Genomic DNA, 20367 nt, shown 5'->3' on the forward strand with positions numbered 1-20367 from the left:
CCCCGTTCACAGCGAGGCCCGCGACGACGGCGACGGCTCCCCGGTCACGGTGAGGGGGACGACGGCGACGACGGCAGCGGCTCGGTCACCCGGGACGGCGTGACGATCCGGTAGATCACCGCGCCCGCGACGTATCCGGCGGCGATGACCACCAGCACGAGCAGCGACCTGCCGTCCGGCGGGAGCAGCGCCGCCGCCAGGGCCGCGGCCAGCACGTAGCTGCCGTTGAAGAGCATGTCGTAGATGGAGAAGGCCCGGCCGAGGTAGGCGTCCTGCACGTCCCGCTGGACGGCGGTGTCGGCGCAGATCTTGATGCTCTGCCCGGCGATGCCGAGGACGAAGCCCGCGGCCGCGAACCCCCACTGCTGGAACGGCGCGCAGAGCGCCAGCGTCAGCACCCCGGAGGTGACGAGCATGGCCGGGACCCACCGCTCGATGCCGAAGCGCTCGGTGGCCCACGGCGTGACCAGGATGGCGAGGAAGTAGCCGACCCCCGAGGTGGCGACCACGATGGAGACCGCGTTCAGCGCGTCCTCGGCGTTCTCGGCGAAGTAGTAGCGCGACAGCAGCACGATCATGGCCGTGCACATGCCGTACATGAACCGGTGGGTCGCCATCGCGCCCATCGCCGCGGCGGCGGAGCGGTGCCGGGCGAGGTGCCGGGCGCCGTCGGCCAGGCCGGTCAGCACGTGGCGCACGGCCTCGCGGGCCTGGGGCCGGGCGGGGTCGTAGGCGGGGCCGAGCAGCCGCCTGCCCATGGTCATGGAGATGAGCGCGCTGAGCCCGAAGACGAGACCGGAGACGACGAGCAGCACCGCCGTGCCCCGGTGGTCGGAGCCGAAGACCGCCCGCAGCAGGTAGCCGGCGCCGATGCCCACGAAGGTGAGCACGGTGCCCGAGGTCGGGGTGACGGCGTTGGCCACCATCAGCCGGTCGGCCGGCACGACGTGCGGGAGCGAGGCCCCCAGCGCGGCCAGGAAGAAGCGGTTCACCCCGAGCACGCCGAGCGCGGCGGCGTAGAAGATCCCGTCGGGGGCGCCCGCGGCGACGAGCGCCGCCGCGGCGAGCAGCAGCGCCCCGCGGACCAGCGGCGCGATCACGAGGATCTGCCGTCGCGACCAGCGGTCGATGAACACCCCGACGAAGGGACCCAGGATCGAGTACGGGAGCAGCAGCACGGCCAGCCCGGCGGCGATCTCCACCGCGCTCGTGCTCTTCTCCGGGCTGAAGAAGGCGAACCCGGCCACGGCGAACTGGAAGATCCCGTCGGAGAACTGCGAGACCAGGCGGGTCGCGTACAGCCTCCGGAAGTCCCGACCTTCCAGGACCACGCGTAGATCGGATACGAAGGACACGCGCTCAGCCTATGTGCGGCGGCCCCGGCCGGGCATCGGGTACATCCCTGATTAGCCAAATGGACATTTAGTACCTTTGCCTACGTATCACTTAGGGGGCGCGGTAAACCGACATGATCACGTACCCTCGGTCGAGTGACACCTGATGAACACGTTGTGCTCGTCGACACCGAGGGAAACGCGATCGGCACGGCGGCCAAGGCCACGGTGCACGGTCTCGACACTCCCCTCCACCTGGCCTTCTCCAGTTACGTGTTCGACGAGCAGGGGCGGGTCCTCCTGTCCCGCCGCGCACTGCACAAGATCACCTGGCCGGGGGTGTGGACCAACAGCTGCTGTGGCCACCCCCTGCCCGGCGAGCCGCTTCCCGAGGCGGTGACCCGCAGGCTCTCCCACGAGCTGGGCCTCGCGGCCGGTCAGGTCGATCTCCTCCTGCCGCGCTTCTCCTACCGCGCGGTCATGGACAACGGCACCGTCGAGCGGGAGCTGTGCCCGGTCTACCGGGTGCTCGTGACCGCGGAGGCGGCGCCCAACCCCGACGAGGTCGACGACGTCCGCTGGATGCCGTGGAAGGAGTTCACCGACGGGGTGCTCGGCGACCGCCTGCCGATCTCCCCCTGGTGCCGCGAGCAGGTCCCCCAGCTGGCCGAGCTCGGTGCCGACCCGCTCACCTGGCGGCCCGCCGACCCGGCCGGCCTCCCACCCGCCGCCCGCTGACCCGCCCGCCGCCCGCCGAGGCGGTGATCTCCCGTCCCGACGGTGTGAGGGTCCCTCACACCGTCGGCCGTTCCACCTCGATGCCTTTCCGCGGGTCCGGATGTCGATTACCGCGCCTGCCCGGTCAGCAACAGCAGCCACATCTCCCGCGCCTCGCGGGACGTCCACCGCCCGGTGAAGGCATGCTCGACCGGCCCGCCCTGGACCACCCTGTGGATCATGTGGGAGCCACCGCAGGAGATCAGCTCGTAGAAGACCGCCCGGCAGGCACACGTGTGCTCCAGCACGCGGTAGGGACCGAGCGACACCGGCTTCCAGTCGAGCGTCCGACGTCCGGGGGCGCCGCGTACGGGGTGCGCGCTGACGCCGGGGCAGGTCCATTCGTCGCGGGCGTCCAGGTCACCGCCCGGGGCGCCGGGGGTGGTCGGCATCCGGATCTCCTCTCTGGGGATGCGGGGAGGGTGAGCGCGACGGCGCGGGAGGCCACTCGCCGTGCCGCCGCGCCGCTCATGGGGCCGTGGTCGGCTCGGTGTAGTGCTCGCCGAGTCGCTGGGCGATCTGGCGTGCGACCCGTGGCACGTCGTCGGCCCGAGCGGAGTCGGCGGGCTCCTCCATGTGGACGGCTCCCCAGGTGAAGAACTCGCCCTCGCGGTCGGCCCACACGGTCAGGTCGGCACTGATCACGAGGCGGGGCTGCCCCTCGTCGTAGGAGATCGCCGGGTAGATCCGGTGGTCGTGCAGAGCCGTGCGCAGGTGCCGCAGGGCGGTGACGGCGCCGGGCCGCCAGGTGGCCGCGCCGAGCCGGTCGCCCGCCGGTGTGCCGGGTGATGGGATCACGACCGCCTCCTTCCTCAGACCGGCCCGGCGTGATCGGTCATGAGTTCGTCGGCGAGGCGTGGCGGTTCGCCGCGCAGGATCGCGTAGTGCTTGGCGAGCTGTTCGGCGGCGACGGGCAGCGTCAGCTCGGAGCTGAGCGCGGGCGCGCCGGAGTCGCTGAGCCTGGGGCCGGTCCACCAGAACCTCTCGCCGTCGGTGTAGGCCAGGAGCCCGTGATAGAGGGACACGACGGCGTTGCCGGAGCGCAGCGTGTGGACGTCGGCCGAGATGCCGTACACCTCGCCGAGCACGACGGTCAGGTCCGTGGCCCGCGCGACGGCCCGGCTCTCGGTGTCGGCCGATGGCGCGGCGACGCGTGTTCGGGAAGGAGACACGCCGCCGCGCCTGCTCATGGGGTCGCCCTGGTGCGGGGCCACGTTCATGCTGCGGCCTCCCACTGGTAGGGCTGGTGCCGTCGGGGTGGAAGGGCCTCCGGGGAGCGGCCCCGGCCGGGGGCGGCGGCGGGTCCCGGCCGGTGGGTTTGGTGGTCGAGGAGTGAGAGTGGCGGCCGGGCGTTTGGGAGGGCGGCGCTCGGAGGCGGGGCGCCGTGTTCGTGGACGCGGGCGACGGTGCGGGCCCGGCGGCGGGCGAGGGGGTCGCGGGCGAGCGCCAGGCGGACCGCGCGGCTCTCTGGCGTCTCGACCGGCCGGTGCGGGCGGGCGGCGGGGGTTGTCGGGCGGCGGGTGTCGGTGCGTCCGGCGGGCCGGGTGCGCGGTGGTGTCGCCTCGTGGTCGGCCTGGCGGGGCGCGGGCACCAGCGGAATCGGCTGCACCGGAACCTCGCGGGCGGGCTCGACGGTCGGCAGGGTGCGGCCGAGTCCGAGGCGGCGGCGCGCGTCGAGGCGCTCGGCCATCAGCGCGCCGGTCGGCTGCGCGTACTCGTGGTCGGTGACCTGGCCGGGGCAGCCGTGCGCGTAGGGCGCGTGCCCGCAGTCGGCGCAGCCCATCGGCAGCGGCGGACTGTCGGCGAAACAGCCACAGCCGTTCGCCGCAGTCCGGTTGAGAACCGAAGCACTAGGGTTGTTCACGGGTCAGGAGTCCCTTCCTGATCAAGGGCTCGTCCGGACGTCGCAAGCGCCGGGCGAGTCCGCTTTTAAAGTGTCGTAGGACACTAGACGTTAGGGGAGGCCAGGGCGGCCGTCAAGGAAATGGCGTATGACACTTAGGTAGGGTGTTTCGTGTGCATATAGATGAGCATTCGCCTGCACGTCGCATAGCGGCTGACCTGCGGGCCGACATCGCTACTGGCCGCTTGCCCGCAGGTGGGAAGCTGCCGTCCGTTCGGGATCTTGCCGATCGCTACAGCGTGTCCCGCAATACGGCCAGCAAGGCATTGATTCAGCTCAAAACGGAAGGGCTGGTGGTCACCCGGCACGGCTCGGGTGCCTACGTACGCGAGTCGCATCCGATTCGGCGCCTCGGACCGGACCGTTACGCCCGGCACCGCTGGGAGCGGACCACGGTCGAAGTGTTCGCCTCCGAGCATCCGGAAAGCGGGTCGGCTCAACAGCAGGGACATCAGACACAAGACGTCTCCCTGGTCGCCGCCGACGAGCTGACCGCCGCCGCGCTCGGTGTCGAGGTCGGCTCTTCCGTGTACGAGCGGGCCCGCGTCATGACCCGCGACAACATCCCCACTCACACGATGACCTCGTACTACCGTCCCGGCGACGTCGAAGGCACGCCCCTGGTCGACCCTTCGCCGGGAATCGCCGGGCAGGGCGGTGGGTTCCGGGTGCTGGCCGACAAGGGCCTCTCGCCCCACGAGATCGCCGAAGAGCTCCATGCTCGGATGCCCACGGCCGACGAGACACTACTTCTCGATCTTCCGTCAGGTGAACCCGTCGTCGAGGTGCGCCGGGTGACTCGTACGGCTGACGGCTAGGTGGTCGAGTACGCCCGGGGCGTGCACGCGGCAAGCCGGTTCGTATGGTCGTACGCCTTCACCATCCCGGACTGAAGTCTTCCTTGTGAGGCACACGACGGGCGCCCCTGTGTCGTTTATGCGCGCCCTCGTACAGCGCGGCGGCAACGCCTGGGAAGCGTGACCGCCGCCACGAGTTCCGAAACGAGGTGAAGATGCGATGACGCCCCTCACCATCGGCGCCTGTCTGTCCCTCTCCGGCAAACATGCCCGCTTCGGCAAGCAGGCCCAGCTCGGCTTGGAGATCTGGCACACCTCGAACAGCGCGGTGAACCTAGTGATCCAGGACGACCAGAGCGACCCCGCAGTTCTGCGGGCATCCCTCCGCGAGCTGGCGGATCGCTGCGACATCCTGCTCGGCCCGTACTCGACCCAGCTGATGCGCAAGGCCGGCGACGTCGCCGCCGAGCTCGACCGCCTGGTCTGGAACCACGGCGGGTCAGGTGACGACGTCGAGGCGGCCCACCCCGGACACGTCGTCTCGGTCCTGACACCTACCAGCCGATACGCGGAGCCGTTCCTGCGACATCTGGCCGAAACCGAGGCACTCCCCGTACGGATCGTCTGCGGCAAGGGCAGTTTCGGACGGCAGGTGGCCGCCGGTGCTGAGGTGATCGCGCATTCCCTCGGCATCGATACGGTCCGGCTCGGCCCTGGGGACGACCTGCCACGAACAACCGGGGGCGCCTGGGCCCTCCTCTGTACCGGCGCCTTCGAAGAGGACATCGAGACGATCAAGTGGGCCAGATCACTGCCTACGCCACCACAGGCGGTGTGCGCGATAGCGGCGGGTGTCCGCGAGTTCGGCCAGGCGCTCCACGACCCTCACGGCATCTACGGGGTCGGACAGTGGTTCCCCGGCACCGGAGACCCGGCCGAAATGGGCATCGGCGAACCTGACTTCCTCGCCGCCTATCAAGACCGCGCCGGGGCACTCCCTGACTACCCGGCCGTCCAGGCGGTGGCCGCCGCGACCATCGCGGCTCACTGCGCGACGGCAGCCGGTGACACAGGGCGCGACGCCTTGTGGGCGGCTGCCGCGTCACTGGAGACGACCACGCTGTTCGGCGCCTTCAAGATCGACCCTCACACCGGTACGCAGCTCGGCCACCGACCCGTGCTCATCAGGTGGGAGTCTGGCGGGCCCACAGCGGTCCGAGGCTAACGGCCTGGGCGACCGTGGCGCGATCGCGGGGCCGGGAGATGCCCCGCTCCCGTGTCACGCGCAAGATGGGGGCACCACCGGTCAGACGACCGGTGGTGCCCCCATCTTGTCTGCCTTGTTCGCGCCCGGCCGTTGCGCCGGTCGATCCCGACGATCCGGCACGTCTCACCGCTTCGGATCTCGCCGTTCACCGTTCGATCGTCGTGCGACGCCGGAAGGTCAGCGCTCGACCTCGCCGCGGATGAACTTCTCCACGTAGTCGCGCGCCTCGTCGTCGGAGTACTGCTCCGGCGGTGACTTCATGAAGTACGAGGACGCCGACAGGATCGGCCCGGAGATGCCCCGGTCAAGGGCGATCTTGGCGGCGCGCACCGCGTCGATGATGATTCCGGCGGAGTTGGGGGAGTCCCAGACCTCCAGCTTGTACTCCAGGTTGAGGGGAGTGTCGCCGAAGGACCTGCCCTCCAGGCGCACGTACGCCCACTTGCGGTCGTCGAGCCACGGCACGTGGTCCGACGGGCCGATGTGCACGTCGGCCTTCTGCATCTCGTGCGGGATCTGCGAGGTGACCGACTGGGTCTTGGAGATCTTCTTGGACTGCAGGCGCTTGCGCTCCAGCATGTTCATGAAGTCCATGTTGCCGCCGAAGTTCAGCTGGTACGTGCGGAGCAGCTCGACGCCGCGGTCCTCGAACAGCTTGGCCATCACGCGGTGCGTGATGGTCGCCCCGACCTGCGACTTGATGTCGTCACCGACGATCGGGACACCCGCGTCGACGAACTTCTGGGCCCAGGTGGGGTCGGAGGCGATGAACACCGGCAGCGCGTTGACGAACGCGACCTTCGCGTCGAGGGCGCACTGGGCGTAGAAGCGGTCGGCCTCCTCCGAGCCCACCGGCAGGTAGGAGACGAGGACGTCGACCTGGCTGTCCTTGAGGACCTGGACGACGTCGACCGGGGCCTCGTCGGACTCCTCCACCATCTCCCGGTAGTACTCGCCGAGACCGTCATAGGTGGGGCCGCGCTGGACCGTCACGCCGAGCGGCGGCACGTCGCAGATCTTGATCGTGTTGTTCTCCGAGGCCACGATCGCCTCGGACAGGTCACGCCCGACCTTCTTCGCGTCCACGTCGAACGCCGCGACGAACTCCACGTCACCGACGTGGTAGTCGCCGAACTTGACGTGCATCAGGCCCGGCACCCGGGCACCGGGGTCGGCGTCCCGGTAGTAGTGCACGCCCTGAATGAGCGACGTGGCACAGTTGCCTACACCGACAATGGCTACGCGCACCGAACCCATGGCACTCGCTCCCCTTTGTTCTTTCTCAGTGGTCAGTTTTCTTCCGGGGTGGCATGCCGCCCCGTCGTGCCCGTCCCTGGCGCGGGCGCCCTGGACGTCTCATCTCGCGCGGGCCGCCGTTCCCCCTCCGGCGGCGATGCTCGCCGTTCGGTGGCGATCAGCTCATTCAACCAGCGCACTTCGCGTTCGACCGACTCCAGGCCGTGACGCTGGAGCTCGAGGGTGTAGCTGTCCAGCCGTTCGCGCGTACGGGCGAGTGCCGTGCGCACGGCGTCCAGACGCTCCTCGAGCCGGCTGCGGCGGCCTTCGAGGATGCGCAGGCGCACCTCGGCCTCGGTGTGCCTGAAGAAGGCGAAGTGCACGCCGAAGCTCTCGTCCTCCCAGGCGGACGGGCCTGCCTGGGTGAGGAGTTCCTGCAGGCGTTCCTTGCCCTCCGCGGTCAGTTTGTAGACGATCTTCGAACGGCGGCCGGGGAGCACGATGGCGCTGTCGGCGGCCGTGGTGGCCGCGGCGGCGTCGCCGTCTTCGACGATCAGCCCGTCTGTGAGCAACTGACGGAGGCACGGGTAGAGGGAGCCGTAGGAGAACGCCCGGAACATGCCGAGCAGGGCGTTGAGCCGTTTGCGCAGCTCATAGCCGTGGAGCGGGGTCTCGTGCAACGACCCGAGCACGGCCAGCTCCAGCACGCCGCCTCGTCCGCCGGCCACTGGAAACCACCACCTCTCGCGTCGATGTATCGAACCGATACATCGACAGGATACGTCCATCCAACATAAGGCTGCAATCAGCGACTTTCCCAAGTGGTTGGGAGCAAACGACAAAAAGGCCGTAGTCTGGCGCGTATGTGGTCACAGCAGGCGGTCGTGGGACACGGTCCTCGCGCGGCGTGGACCGCTTTCCAATACCCGGAATCCCGCGTCAACCTGGGAGAGGTCTGCCAAGGTTGTTGCCGGAACCACTCGACGATCTCGTTCGTCACCGGGAACGGAGATCCACCCGAATAGGCCGGCTACCAGTGAGCCAAGGCGGCGAGATCTCCGATGATCGGGAGGTAGTCTCGCCCGCCTGCACGCCGTCGTAGACCCCGATGACCAAACGAGGACGCGTGAGTTACAGCCACAGCAATGACCCGGAGCCGGACGGGCGCCAGGACGGCGCCGATGGGCCGGCTCGCCAGGGGCGGCGCCGTCGCTCAAGCCCAGGAGCCGCTCCCCGTGCAGTTCCCCCCTCACAAAACCCCCAAACCGGCGCAGGCTGGGATTCTTCCCGGCAGGCACCGCAGGCTCCGCAGGGCCGGCCCCCGCAGGGAGCGGGAGCCGATCCCCGGACTGCGATGATGCCCCAGCCCGGGTCCCAGCCCGGCGGGATGCCCTACCCCGGCGCCGCGTCCCAGCAGCCCGGCGGACCGCCGCGGCGCGACGCGGGCGCCCCCGGCGGCATGCCGCCACGCGGCCCTGGCAGCCCTGGCGGCCCTGGCGCTCCCGGTGGCCACGGCGCTCCCGGCGGTCCCGGTCACGGTGCTCCTGGCGCTCCCGGCGGTCCCGGTGCCCCCGGTGAGATGCGCCGCCGCGACACCGACCCGACCGGACGTCGCGCCGAGGCCGCCTTCGAGGACACCCAGTCGATGCTCGCCGCCCAGGCGGGCGGGCGTTCCGCCGGTTCGAGGCCGGGCGAGGGCGGGCGCAGGCGCCGCGGGCGTGGCGCGAGCGGTCCCGCCGCGGGCGGGCCCGGCGGTCCCGAGGGCCCCGGCGGCCCCGGGGGAGACGGCCCCGACGACGACGAGCCCAAGGCCAGGCGGTGGACGCGCTTCCTGCCCAACTGGAAGATCGTCATGGCCAGCTTCGTGGTCCTCAGCGCGGGCGTCTTCGGCATGATCGCGGTCGCCTACGCCAACACGCCCATCCCCAACTCCGCGCAGGACAGCGTGGACGACCGGGGCAGCGTGATCTACTACCGCGACAAGAAGACGCAGATCGCGCGGATCGGCGTCCAGCGCGTCCCGGTGAAGCTCGAGCAGATCCCCAAGCACGTCCAGGACGCGGTGATCGCCCTGGAGAACCAGACCTTCCGCACCGACAGCGGCATCGACATCGCGGGCATGGCCCGCTCGCTCTGGAGCACCGTGAGCGGCACCCAGCTCCAGGGCGCCTCGACCATCACCCAGCAGATGGCGCGCGGCTACTACGAGGGCCTCAGCCAGGAGGTCTCGATCCAGCGCAAGATCAAGGAGATCTTCGTCTCGGTCAAGCTGAGCAAGGAGAAGACCAAGGACGAGATCCTCCAGGAGTACTTCAACCTCATCTACTTCGGTCGCGGCGCGCACGGCATCCAGGCGGCGGCGAAGACGTTCTTCGACAAGGACGTCGACGAGCTGACCGTGCCGGAGGGCGCCTACCTGGCCGCCCGGGTCCAGAACCCGAGCGCCTTCGACGTCCAGGAGAAGTCCGGCGACTACTCCGCGATCAAGTGGCGGTTCAACGCCGCGATCAAGAACATGGGGGAGCTCGACCCCGCCGCGTACGGCAAGTACGCGGGAAGCTCCTTCGACGACCTGAAGTTCAAGAAGGTCGCGATCGGAAATACCTACAAGGGCCTCAAGGGCTACATGCTCAACATCGTCCTCCGGGAGCTCAAGGGGCGGAACATCACCCAGGAGGAGCTGGAGACCGACGGCTACAAGGTCTACACCACCTTCGACAAGGGCATGATGGAGGCGGCGCAGAAAGCGGTGAAGGCCCGCACCGCCGGCCTGGCGCGGACCATCCACGCCAGGGTCGCCTCGGTGGACCCGAAGAACGGCCGGGTGCTCGCCTTCTACAGCGGCGACGACTTCGTCAACGACTCCGTCAACCGCGCGTTCGACTCCACCAAGCAGGCGGCGTCGGCGTTCAAGCCCTACGTGCTCGCGGCGTGGCTGGAGAACGACAAGTCGCTCGACAGCCTGGTCGACGGCGTGCGGACGATCGAGATGCCCAACACCACCCCGATCAGTAACTCGGGGAACCAGGCGTTCGGGCCGATCGACATGGTCAGGGCCATGGCCAGCTCGGTCAACACGGTCTTCGCGCAGATGGGTGAGGAGGTGGGCCTCGACGAGGTGGCGAGGATCGCCAAGGAGGCGGGGGTCGGTGAGACGACCAAGTACAACCCTCTCTACAAGCGCAAGAACGCGGTCGACTACGCGATCGAGGAGCAGAAGTACCAGGTCACCATCGGCAGCGCCTCGGTTACCGCGGTCGAGCAGGCCAGCGGCTACGGGATCTTCGCCAACGAGGGCAAGCACTTCGGCTGGCACACCGTCACCAAGGTGACCAAGATCGACGGCACCCTGGTGCTCCCGGAGCAGCTCGGCGAGCGGCAGGTCATCACCCCCGAGACCGCGGCCGACACGACCGTCGCGCTGCAGCAGGTCGTCAGGGGCGGCACCGGCGGCGCCGCCAACCTCGGCACGCGGCCGGTGGCCGGAAAGACCGGCACGAACAACGGCTACAAGGACGCCTGGTTCGTCGGCTTCACCCCGCAGATCGTCACCGCGGTCGGCATGTCCAACGACGTGCCCTACAACAGGGCCGGGACGCGCAAGCTCAAGGTCAACAAGTACGGCCTGCCGAGCTCGAAGATCAAGAACGAGAACATCCTCTGGAAAGAGGAGGGCATGCCCGAGTTCATCGGCGGCGGCGGCACCCCGACCCAGATCTGGCACGACTACATGCAGGTCGTGACGGCCAAGGACGAGGTCCTGCAGTTCCCGCCGAGGGCCAACACCGGGACGCGCAACAACCTGGTCACGCCCAGCCCGACGCCCAGCCCGACGCCGACGATGGACGACACCAACCCGTTCCCCGACGAGAACGGCGACGACGGCGGCTGGCCGAACGACGACAACAACGACGGCGGCGGAGACGGCGGCGGTCCCGGCGAGCCCGAAGGCCGCGAGTGCCTGCCCTGGGACGGCTCGTGCGACGTCGGCACCGACGGCGGTCCGAGCAACGATCCGCCGAACGGCGAGCTCGAACAGAACGGCGGCTCGCCGGGCGCGGTCGGCGCCCCCGGCACGCCCGCCGCCGCACTCGTCCCGACCCCCTCCCCGAGCGGACGACGTCCCTGATGAAGAACCTCCTGTCGCCGCGGAGCCCGCTGCCCGAATTCGGCACCCGGGCCATCCCGTACGTGCCCCTGGCCCTGTTCGCGGGGCTGGGGGCGGTCCTGGCCTGGTTCTGGAAGTGGCCGTGCCGCGTCGACGGGGCGTGGAACCACGGGACCCTGCAGTTCACGAACTTCTGTTACACCGACATCTATCCCCTGTGGTGGAACGAGAAGCTCAACGAGGGCAAGATCCCCTACTTCGACTATCCGGTCGAGTACCCCGTCGGCATCGGCGGGATCATGGAGTTCTTCCGCCGGATCGTCACCCCGATGAGCGACCAGGGGACGGCGTTCTACGACCTCACCGTCATCCTCATGGCGATCTGCCTGGTCGTCGGCGTCCTGCTGATGGCCACGCTCGCCGGTCCCGCCAGGCGCTGGGACGCGCTCTGGTACGCCCTGGCCCCCGCGCTCATCCTCACCGCGTACATCAACTGGGACCTGGCGGCCAACGCCCTCGCGCTGGGCGCGCTGCTGGCCTGGTCGAAGCGGAGGCAGTGGCTCGCGGGCATCCTGCTGGGCCTGGCGATCGCCACCAAGTTCTACCCGCTGATGTTCCTCGGCCCGCTGTTCCTGCTGACGCTGCGCACCGGCAGATGGGTGCCGTTCCTCAAGACGATCGGCGGCGTCGCGGGCGCCTGGCTCGTCGTCAACGTGCCGATCATGGTCTTCGCCTTCGACGGCTGGAAGAGGTTCTACGTCTTCAGCCAGGAGCGACCGGCCGACTGGGGCTCCATCTGGTACTTCTTCAACCAGAAGCAGTGGCCGATCCTGGGCGACTCCGAGCTCCTCGACAAGCTGGGCGTCGTCTCGCTCGCCGCGTTCTGCCTGGCGATCGCCGTGATCACCCTGACGGCGAGGACCCGTCCGCGCCTGATGCAGCTGTGCTTCCTCACCCTGGCGGCGTTCATGCTGACCAACAAGGTGTGGTCGCCGCAGTACGTGCTCTGGCTGATCCCCTTCGCGGTGCTGGCCAGGCCGGGCTGGAAGCCGATCGCGCTCTGGCAGCTCGCCGAGTGCTGGTACTTCTTCGCGATCTGGCTGTACCTCGTCGGCATCCAGCCGGGCAACGAGGCCCTGGGCATCGCGGGCGACACCTACTTCACGGCCGTGTGGGCCCGCGCGATCACGATTCTGATCATGATGGCGTTCGTCGTACGGGACATCTTCGTCCCGGACAAGGACGTGATCCGCGAGGACGGGACCGACGACCAGGCGGGCGGGGTCTTCGACGGGGCACCCGACCGCTTCCGGCTCGCGCTCTCCTAGCGCCGGGGCGGGGGCGTCCGCCGGACGTCCGCGGGGCGTCCGTGCGGGGGCGTCCGCCGGACGTCCGCGGGGCGTTCGTGTGGCTCCGCGGGGCGTCCGCGCGGCGGGTTCGTCGAGGTGGCAGGGCCGGGACGGGGGCGTTCGCCGAGCGCCCGGCGGGTCCGGCGAGGTGGCGGGAGGCGGAGTGGGGCTGTTCAGCGAGCGTCCGAGTCTGGCGGTCCGCCGAGGTGATCCGGGACAATCCGACCTTGTGACCACTCCTCCCGCTCCCCCGCGCGACACCTCTTCGCGTGACAGCGACACCGCGACGGAAGGGCTGCTGCTCTGGCTCGCCTCCCGGCTGGGAATCGTCGTCCTGGTCGCCGTCGGCGCCCAGGCGCTGATGGAGGGCGAGGCACTGCCGAAGCCGTTCCTGGAGCGCTGGCGAAACTGGGACGCGGGTCTTCTCGTCACCATCGCCGAGCACGGCTACGACGGCGCCCCGGGCAGCGAGCCCGACAAGGGGCTGCCCGCCTTCTTCCCCGGGATGCCGCTGATGCTCCGCGTGGTGCATCTCGTGATCGACGACTGGACGATCGCCGGTCTGCTGATCTCCCTGGTGGCCGGTGCCGTCGCGATGGCGGCGCTCGCCAGGCTGGCCGAGTTCGAGGGGCCGGAGGGGACCGGCAGGCGCGCGGTGCTGGCGCTGCTGCTCTGGCCGATGGCGGTGTTCCTGTTCGCGGGCTACAGCGAGTCGCTCTTCCTGGCCTTCGCCGTCCCCGCCTGGCTCGCGGCGCGCCGGGGCCGCTGGCCGCTCGCCGCGGCCCTGGCGGCGGGCGCCTCCTGTGTACGCATCACCGGCCTGTTCCTGGCCGTCGCGCTGATCGTGGAGTTCCTCGTCCGCAGGCAGCCCCTGCGGCGGGCGGCGTGGCTGCTCCTCCCGTTCGTGCCGTTGGCGCTCTACTCCGCGTACCAGTACTCCCGTACGGGCGACTGGCTGGCCTGGAAGAGCGCGCAGGAGGCCGGATGGGGACGCCACCTGGTGTGGCCCTGGGAGTCGCTGATCACGACCTGGAACGCCACCGCGGGCGACGGGCGGTTCGCCTGGGCGTTCCGGCTGGAGATCGCGGGGGCGATCGTCGGGGTGGGGCTCGTGCTGGTCCTGCTCTATCTGCGGAGATGGAGCGAGTTCGTCTACGTGGGGCTCCAGGTGGGCGCCCTGCTGTGCTCCGCCTACTATCTGTCGGTCCCGCGCTCGGCGCTGCTGTGGTGGCCGCTCTTCATCCTCATCGCCAAGGCGAGCGGCGGACCGGCGCCGTGGCGACGATGGATCATCGTCGTCTACGCGCTGGTGGTGGGCCCGTTGATGGCGCTCAACGTGTTGATCTTCGCCGACGGGGCCTGGGTGGGCTGAGCCGCGGGGATGGCTCCTTACCCACTTCCCGGAAAAAGTAATCCCATGAAGTTATCCACAGGCTGTGGATCAATTCCCGGCCCGGAGCCGCGCCGGAGCCTGACCTGGGGCTTCGTCCCGGGCTTTTCCCAGGTCTCGTCCTGGAGCTTTCCCAAGTTCTCGTGCCGGAGCCTCGTCCTAAAGCCGCGTAGAGCCGCGTAGAGCCACGTGGAGCCTCTTAGAGCTTCGTCCTGAGGAAGGCGATGTCCTCGGCCTGGCCGTCGAAGGGGGTCTCCACCACGATCGGGGCGTTCGCGCTCCGGCACACCCCCAGGATGAGCTCCGGGTCGATCTGGCCGGAGCCGAGGCTCGCGTGCCGGTCGGCGCCGGAGTCGAAGGCGTCGCGCGAGTCGTTGCAGTGGATCAGGTCGATCCTGCCGGTGATCGCCATGACCCGCTCGACCACGTCCGCCAGGTCCTCGCCGCCCGCGTGAGCGTGACAGGTGTCGAGGCAGAAGCCCACGTCGAAGCCGTCGAGCGCGTCCCACAGCCGGGCGACGCGCTCCAGCTTGCGGGCCATCGCGTTGCCGCCGCCCGCGGTGTTCTCGATGAGCACGGGGACCTCGTGCTCCTCCAGGCGCTCGAACACCTTGCGCCAGTTGTCGAAGCCCTTCTGCGGGTCGTCCCCGGCGCCGACGTGCCCGCCGTGGACGATCAGCCCCCGGGCGCCCAGCTCGGCCGCCGCCGCGAGGTGCGCGCTCAGCAGCTTGCGGCTGGGGATGCGCACCCGGTTGTTGGCGGTCGCCACGTTGATCACGTAGGGGGCGTGGACGTAGACCTCCACGTCCGAGTCCTTGATCTCCCGCGTCTTCTCGCCGATGACCGGGGCCTTCCACCCCTTCGGGTCACCGAGGAAGAACTGGACGACCTCCGCGTCGCGTGACCTGGCATGCGCCAGCGGGTCGTCCTGATCGACATGAGCTCCGATAAGCGGCATGTATCCGAGAGTAGCCGTTTCAACGCCGAGGGCTCGGGCAGACGCAGGTCGCGCCCCACCGCCCGCCCCCACGGGCCAACCCCAAGGAGTTCCAAGTGGCTGCTCGCTATCGCAGAGGGATCAGTCTCATAGGCCTCATCTACATCCTGATCGGCATCTACGTCGCCTGGGTGTACGACTACATCACCCCCGCGCTCCTGAAGGACATCGCCGAGGCCCTTCTCGCGGTCTTCCTGTGGTTCCTCATCCTGCTGGGAGTGGACCTGCGCCTGGCGGGTTAGCCGCTCCGCGCTTCCGTTCCCCGTTCCCCGTTCCCCGTTCTCCGTTCCCCATTCGCGTGCCGCGTGATCCGGCCGGGCCTCTCGGCCCGGCCCTCGCCGGTGTGGCCGCGTCAGGCCGGGGAGCCCAGCGCCCGGGACCCCGGGGGCTCGGGGCCCTAGGGGAGGAAACCCCCGTGGCGGATGCCGAAGGCCACCCCGACGAACGAGGCCACGATGCCCACGATGTTCAGCGCGCGCTCCGGCGTCGTCGCGGAGATGTACTGGGAGTAGAGGCCGCCGACGAACCCCAGCACCCCCAGGAACGACGCGACGGGGTGCGCGGAGGGGATGAATCCGGTCACGAAGGCGATCAATCCGCAGAGGATCGTGCCGACGCTCAGCACGTTCTCCAGGGGGTGGCGCCGCCCGTCGCTGTTCAGCCTGAACCGGGACGGCCCGCTCCGGCCGCGTCCGGGCGCACGTGACATCCTCACCGCCCCCCTTTCCCCGTGAAGGGGCGCGTCCCCGTGGGGACACGCCCGTTTTCCCTGATGGGGACGTGCCCGGCGAGGTGACGGCCCAACCCTTGCCGGACTGGTAGGCTGGCACGGCTACGTCGAATGGGTGTGTCATGGCCCACCCTCCACCCCGAGCGCCGAAATGGGAGCCCGAGGTGGCGTACGTCAGCGTCCTCCTGTCACGGCACGGTGTCGTGACCGCAAGAGTCCAGAGGAGGTTGGAAGTCAGCATGCGCCGTTACGAAGTGATGGTCATTCTTGACCCCTCGCTCGATGAGCGTACGGTCGCCCCTTCCCTCGACCAGTTCCTCACGGTCGTCCGCAACGACGGCGGCACCGTGGAGAAGGTCGACGTGTGGGGTCGCCGCAGGCTGTCCTACGACATCGCGAAGAAGCCCGAGGGCATCTACGCCGTCATCGACCTGAGCGCCGAGCCCGCCACGGTCAAGGAGCTCGACCGGCAGATGAACCTCAACGAGGGAATCCTGCGCACCAAGGTCCTGCGCCCGGACGTGCACTAATCTCCGGCATTTTGTCGGGCGGCAGCCGTACTCTGAGCCGATAACCAGCGAAGGCCGCAGGAAGGGCAGCGCTAGCCATGGCAGCAGGCGACACCACGATCACCATCGTCGGCAACCTCGTCGACGATCCGGAGCTGCGCTTCACCCCCACGGGGCAAGCGGTGGCCCGGTTTCGCATCGCGTCCACTCCGAGGTTCCTCGACAAGACGACCAACGAGTGGAAAGACGGCGAAGGCCTGTTCCTGACCTGCAACGTCTGGCGGCAGGCGGCGGAGAACGCCGCCGAGAGCCTCCAGCGCGGCATGCGGGTCATCGTTCAGGGGCGGCTCCGCCAGAGGTCTTACGAGACCAAGGAAGGCGAGAAGCGCACCGTCTACGAGGTCGAGGTCGACGAGGTCGGCCCCTCCCTGAGAAACGCGACCGCCAAGGTCAACAAGACCGCCCGTCAGGGCGGTGGCGGCGGTGGCGGCTTCGGCGGCGGCCCCGCCAACGACCCGTGGGCCTCCGCGGCGCCGGCCGCACCGCAAGGTGGCGGCTTCTCCGGCGGCGGTGGCAACAACTACGGGGGCGGCGGCGGTCAGCAGCAGCAGGGTGGCGGCGGCTTCGGCGGCGGCGACTTCAGCGACGAGCCGCCCTTCTAGGGACGCCCCTCCGGGACGGCCACGACCGCGTCCCGGCATCCCAGTCCATATCCGCAGCGACCATTCCCGCCTGACGGCGGGGCTCTGAAAGGAGCACCACGATGGCCAAGCCGGCACTGCGCAAGCCTAAGAAGAAGGTTTGCCTGTTCTGCCACGACAAGATCTCCTACGTCGACTACAAGGACACGGCGCTGCTTCGGAAGTTCATCTCCGACCGCGGCAAGATCCGTGCCCGCCGGGTGACGGGCAACTGCACCCAGCACCAGCGTGACGTGGCGACCGCTATCAAGAACGCTCGTGAGATGGCGCTCCTGCCGTACATGAGCACCGCGCGCTAAGGAGGTCCGGACAGATGAAGCTCATTCTCACCAGTGAGGTCACCGGCCTCGGCGCCCCCGGCGACATCGTCGAGGTCAAGAGCGGCTACGGCCGCAACTACCTGCTTCCCCGCGGCTTCGCGATCCTGTGGTCGCGCGGCGGCGAGAAGCAGATCTCCTCGATCAAGAAGGCCCGTGACGCCCGCGAGATTCGCGACCTCGGCACCGCCAAGGAAGTCGCCGGCCAGCTGCAGGCCCTGAAGGTGGTCCTGAAGACGAAGGCCGGCGAGTCCGGCCGCCTCTTCGGCTCCATCACCACGGGTGACGTCGCCGAGGCCGTCAAGGCCGCCGGTGGCCCCCTGCTCGACCGCCGTCGCATCGAGATCGCCTCCGCGATCAAGAGCCTCGGTTCCCACCGGGTCAGCGTCAAGCTGCACCCGGAGGTCTCCGCGTCCCTCGATGTCGAGGTCGTCGCGGCCTGACAGGCCCCGTGTGACCAAGGGCTCCTCTCCGCTCGCGGGGAGGGGCCCTTGTCCTTTTCACCGGTCCGCTGTCCTTCCACCGGTCCGTCGTCCTCTTCCTGGACCCCTCGTCCTTTCGCGGACCCTCTGTCCCCTTTCCCGGTTCTCCCGCGGGCCCGGAAAACCCGGCTCTCCCGCGGATTCGGTTCTCCTGCGGGCTCGGTTCTCCTGCGGACTCGGTTTTCCACGGGCTCGGTTCTTCAGCGGGCTCGGTTCTTCAGCGGGCCCGGGGCCCGCGTTCTCCCGCGAGCCGGCCTCCCGCGAGTCAGCGGGACAACCGGGCTCTCCGGCCGGCGCGAAAGGCCCGGGTCCTCCCGCGCGTCCGGAGATCCCGGTCCTTCCACAGGCCCGTGGGGACCGACGAAAACCCTCTTTCCCGCCGGGGAAATTTCATATTCTGATACCCCGTTACCCCAGGTCACCGCGAGTACATACAATTCGGGAACCGTTGCTTCGCCCTGGAGGTCTTGTCATGGTCCGTCCCTCGACGCTGTTCGCGCTCGGTGCCCTCGCGGCGACCGCGGTGGCCTGTGCGCCGGCCTCGGAAACGACGACCCAGGCGAGTCCCGCGTCCTCAGGCGCCTCCGGTGCCGCCTCCACGGCCGCGAGCGCCTGCGCCAAGGACAGCCCCGCGCTGAAGACCCCCGGCAAGCTGACCATCGGCACCGACAAGCCCGCCTACGACCCGTGGTTCAGCGAGGACGACCCCGCCAACGGCAAGGGCTTCGAGAGCGCGGTCGCCTACGCCATCGCGGGCCAGCTGGGCTACGCCAAGGAGGACGTCACCTGGGCCACGGTGAAGTTCGACTCCGCGTTCGCGCCGGGCGCCAAGCAGTTCGACTTCGACGTCAACCAGGTCTCGGTCACCCCCGACCGGGCCAAGGTCGTCGACTTCAGCAAGGGCTACTACACGGTCAAGCAGGCCGTGGTCGCGCTGGACGGCTCCAAGGTCGCCTCCGCCACGGACCTGGCGGGCCTGAAGGACGCCAAGATCGGTGTGCAGATCGGCACCACCTCGCTGCAGGCGGTCAAGGACGTCATCAAGCCGTCGTCCGAGCTCAACGTCTACAACGAGCAGATCGACGCCGTCAACGCGCTGAAGAACAAGCAGGTCGACGCCGTGGTGGTGGACCTGCCCACCGCCTTCTACGTGACCGCCGCCCAGGTCGAGAACTCCAAGATCGTCGGCCAGTTCGGCACGGCCTCCGGGGAGCCCGAGGTCTTCGGCGCGGTCTTCGAGAAGGGCAGCCCGCTGGTGGGCTGCGTCGACGAGGCCATCGACAAGCTGACCGCCTCCGGTGAGCTGGCGAAGATCGAGACCGAGTGGCTCGGCTCCGCCGCGGGCGCGCCGGAGCTGAAGTGACCCTGGAGTACCCTCCGGTGTCGCCCACGCGCACGACCACGAGCGGGACCGGGTCGCGGAGCGCGTACCTTCCGGCGTCGCCCGCGCGCATGTCCACGAGCGGAGCCGGGTCGCGGAGCGCGTACCTTCCGGCGCCGCCCGCGCGCATGTCCACGAATGGGACCGGGCCGCGGTCGCGGAGCGCGTACGGTCCGCGTCACGGCGGCGGCGCCCGATGAGGAACGACGAGCGCCTGGAGGTTCCCACCGGCTGGGAGAGGAGCGAGCGGCAGGTCGAGCGGGAGCGGCTCCGCAGGAGGTCGTCGATCCGGTCGGGCTCCGTCGCGACGGTCTCGACGATCCTCGTGATCGTCCTGCTGCTCTGGCTCTTCACCACCTCGCCCGGCTGGCCCCGGGTGCGGGAGACGTTCTTCGACCTCGACCAGTTCACCGGGGCGCTGCCGGACGTGCTGAGCGGGTTCCTGCTCAACATCAAGATCTTCCTGATCGCCGAGCCGCTCATCCTCGTGGTGGGGCTGCTCGTCGCGCTGGCCCGCAACCTCACGGCGCCGGTGTTCTTCCCGCTGCGCGCCCTCGCGGTGATCTACACCGACGTCTTCCGCGGCGTGCCCACGATCCTCGTCATCTATCTCGTCGGCTTCGGCCTGCCCGCGCTCGGCCTGCAGGGCACGCCGACGGACCTCGCGACGCTGGGCATCATCGCGCTCACCCTCTCGTACGGCGCGTACGTGGCGGAGGTCTTCCGGGCCGGGATCGAGTCGGTGCACCCTAGCCAGCGGGCCGCCGCCCGCTCCCTCGGGCTGAGTCACGGCCAGACGATGCGCTACGTGGTGGTGCCGCAGGCCGTGCGAAGGGTGGTGCCGCCGCTGCTCAACGACTTCGTCTCGCTGCAGAAGGACACCGCGCTCGTCGCCACGATCGGCCCCCTGGAGGCGCTGCGGCAGGCGCAGATCCACGTCGCCAGCACCTTCAACTACACCCCCTACCTGGCGGCGGCGCTGCTGTTCATCCTGCTCACCATCCCGATGGCCCGCTTCACCGACTACCTGGCGGCCCGTTCGCAGCGGCGGCGGGGCCAGTGAGCGGCCGGATCGGGACGTACGGCGGC

Annotated in this window: 22 protein-coding genes; 13 read left to right on the forward strand and 9 right to left on the reverse strand. The window is 69.6% G+C overall.

Annotated elements, in window-relative coordinates:
• Positions 1-44 precede the first annotated feature (44 nt).
• A complete protein-coding gene (locus ABT053_RS10560) occupies positions 45-1355 on the reverse strand; it encodes an MFS transporter (RefSeq protein WP_350968658.1) in 1311 nt (436 codons plus the stop codon).
• Between the two features lie 135 nt (positions 1356-1490).
• Between ABT053_RS10560 and idi the strand changes: the two genes are divergently transcribed.
• Positions 1491-2072, forward strand: coding sequence for an isopentenyl-diphosphate Delta-isomerase (gene idi, locus ABT053_RS10565; RefSeq protein ID WP_350968659.1), 582 nt, complete (start codon positions 1491-1493; stop codon positions 2070-2072).
• A 107-nt stretch (positions 2073-2179) separates the two neighbouring features.
• Here the strand turns inward: idi and ABT053_RS10570 are convergent, their stop codons facing one another.
• The 4 genes from ABT053_RS10570 to ABT053_RS10585 all read right to left on the reverse strand — a co-directional run bounded on the left by ABT053_RS10570 (position 2180) and on the right by ABT053_RS10585 (position 3975).
• Positions 2180-2503, reverse strand: a complete 324-nt coding sequence (locus tag ABT053_RS10570) for a hypothetical protein (RefSeq protein ID WP_350968660.1) — start codon at positions 2501-2503, stop codon at positions 2180-2182.
• 76 nt (positions 2504-2579) lie between these two features.
• Positions 2580-2909: a hypothetical protein gene (locus tag ABT053_RS10575; protein WP_350968661.1), complete on the reverse strand. Its 330-nt coding sequence runs from the start codon at positions 2907-2909 to the stop codon at positions 2580-2582.
• 14 nt (positions 2910-2923) lie between these two features.
• A complete protein-coding gene (locus ABT053_RS10580; protein ID WP_350968662.1) occupies positions 2924-3331 on the reverse strand; it encodes a hypothetical protein in 408 nt (135 codons plus the stop codon).
• A complete protein-coding gene (locus ABT053_RS10585; RefSeq protein WP_350968663.1) occupies positions 3328-3975 on the reverse strand; it encodes a hypothetical protein in 648 nt (215 codons plus the stop codon). The genes ABT053_RS10580 and ABT053_RS10585 overlap by 4 nt, the downstream gene beginning before the upstream one ends.
• A 152-nt stretch (positions 3976-4127) precedes the next feature.
• Here ABT053_RS10585 and ABT053_RS10590 point away from each other — a divergent pair, with 152 nt between their 5' ends.
• Positions 4128-4832: a GntR family transcriptional regulator gene (locus tag ABT053_RS10590; RefSeq protein WP_350968664.1), complete on the forward strand. Its 705-nt coding sequence runs from the start codon at positions 4128-4130 to the stop codon at positions 4830-4832.
• 199 nt (positions 4833-5031) lie between these two features.
• On the forward strand, positions 5032-6036 hold the full coding sequence (locus ABT053_RS10595) for an ABC transporter substrate-binding protein (RefSeq protein ID WP_350968665.1): 1005 nt from the start codon (positions 5032-5034) through the stop codon (positions 6034-6036).
• A gap of 219 nt (positions 6037-6255) precedes the next feature.
• Here the strand turns inward: ABT053_RS10595 and ABT053_RS10600 are convergent, their stop codons facing one another.
• Both ABT053_RS10600 and ABT053_RS10605 read right to left on the reverse strand, forming a co-directional pair.
• Positions 6256-7335: an inositol-3-phosphate synthase gene (locus ABT053_RS10600; RefSeq protein ID WP_350968666.1), complete on the reverse strand. Its 1080-nt coding sequence runs from the start codon at positions 7333-7335 to the stop codon at positions 6256-6258.
• A gap of 32 nt (positions 7336-7367) precedes the next feature.
• On the reverse strand, positions 7368-8042 hold the full coding sequence (locus ABT053_RS10605; RefSeq protein ID WP_344744221.1) for a PadR family transcriptional regulator: 675 nt from the start codon (positions 8040-8042) through the stop codon (positions 7368-7370).
• 851 nt (positions 8043-8893) lie between these two features.
• On the opposite strand from ABT053_RS10605, the gene ABT053_RS10610 reads away from it, so the two are divergent.
• The 3 genes from ABT053_RS10610 to ABT053_RS10620 all read left to right on the forward strand — a co-directional run bounded on the left by ABT053_RS10610 (position 8894) and on the right by ABT053_RS10620 (position 14143).
• On the forward strand, positions 8894-11443 hold the full coding sequence (locus ABT053_RS10610; RefSeq protein WP_350968667.1) for a transglycosylase domain-containing protein: 2550 nt from the start codon (positions 8894-8896) through the stop codon (positions 11441-11443).
• On the forward strand, positions 11443-12750 hold the full coding sequence (locus tag ABT053_RS10615; protein WP_350968669.1) for a glycosyltransferase family 87 protein: 1308 nt from the start codon (positions 11443-11445) through the stop codon (positions 12748-12750). The genes ABT053_RS10610 and ABT053_RS10615 overlap by 1 nt, the downstream gene beginning before the upstream one ends.
• 250 nt (positions 12751-13000) lie before the next feature.
• Positions 13001-14143, forward strand: a complete 1143-nt coding sequence (locus ABT053_RS10620) for a putative hexosyltransferase (RefSeq protein WP_350968670.1) — start codon at positions 13001-13003, stop codon at positions 14141-14143.
• A 217-nt stretch (positions 14144-14360) separates the two neighbouring features.
• Here ABT053_RS10620 and ABT053_RS10625 read toward each other — a convergent pair whose 3' ends face one another.
• Positions 14361-15119, reverse strand: coding sequence for a deoxyribonuclease IV (locus ABT053_RS10625; protein ID WP_350968671.1), 759 nt, complete (start codon positions 15117-15119; stop codon positions 14361-14363).
• Between the two features lie 95 nt (positions 15120-15214).
• Between ABT053_RS10625 and ABT053_RS10630 the strand changes: the two genes are divergently transcribed.
• Positions 15215-15400 (forward strand): hypothetical protein, encoded by a 186-nt coding sequence (locus ABT053_RS10630; protein ID WP_329088054.1) that lies wholly within the window; start codon positions 15215-15217, stop codon positions 15398-15400.
• Between the two features lie 155 nt (positions 15401-15555).
• On the opposite strand, the gene ABT053_RS10635 is transcribed toward ABT053_RS10630, so the two are convergent.
• Positions 15556-15867: a hypothetical protein gene (locus tag ABT053_RS10635; protein ID WP_350968672.1), complete on the reverse strand. Its 312-nt coding sequence runs from the start codon at positions 15865-15867 to the stop codon at positions 15556-15558.
• A gap of 260 nt (positions 15868-16127) precedes the next feature.
• On the opposite strand from ABT053_RS10635, the gene rpsF reads away from it, so the two are divergent.
• From rpsF to ABT053_RS10665, 6 genes are all read left to right on the forward strand, one after another.
• Complete coding sequence (gene rpsF, locus ABT053_RS10640) at positions 16128-16418, forward strand: 30S ribosomal protein S6 (RefSeq protein WP_030919721.1); 291 nt, start codon at positions 16128-16130, stop codon at positions 16416-16418.
• Between the two features lie 77 nt (positions 16419-16495).
• Positions 16496-17059, forward strand: coding sequence for a single-stranded DNA-binding protein (locus ABT053_RS10645; protein ID WP_350968673.1), 564 nt, complete (start codon positions 16496-16498; stop codon positions 17057-17059).
• Between the two features lie 101 nt (positions 17060-17160).
• The gene (gene rpsR, locus ABT053_RS10650) at positions 17161-17397 is read left to right on the forward strand and encodes a 30S ribosomal protein S18 (protein WP_012895699.1); all 237 of its coding nucleotides are present in this window, start codon (positions 17161-17163) and stop codon (positions 17395-17397) included.
• Between the two features lie 14 nt (positions 17398-17411).
• A complete protein-coding gene (gene rplI / locus ABT053_RS10655; RefSeq protein ID WP_350968674.1) occupies positions 17412-17858 on the forward strand; it encodes a 50S ribosomal protein L9 in 447 nt (148 codons plus the stop codon).
• A 511-nt stretch (positions 17859-18369) separates the two neighbouring features.
• A complete protein-coding gene (locus tag ABT053_RS10660) occupies positions 18370-19260 on the forward strand; it encodes an ABC transporter substrate-binding protein (protein WP_350968675.1) in 891 nt (296 codons plus the stop codon).
• A 214-nt stretch (positions 19261-19474) separates the two neighbouring features.
• Positions 19475-20341, forward strand: coding sequence for an amino acid ABC transporter permease (locus ABT053_RS10665; protein WP_350968676.1), 867 nt, complete (start codon positions 19475-19477; stop codon positions 20339-20341).
• The last annotated feature ends 26 nt before the right edge of the window (positions 20342-20367 follow it).

This window comes from Streptosporangium sp. NPDC002524 (genome assembly GCF_040295985.1).
Classification (GTDB): Bacteria; Actinomycetota; Actinomycetes; order Streptosporangiales; family Streptosporangiaceae; genus Streptosporangium.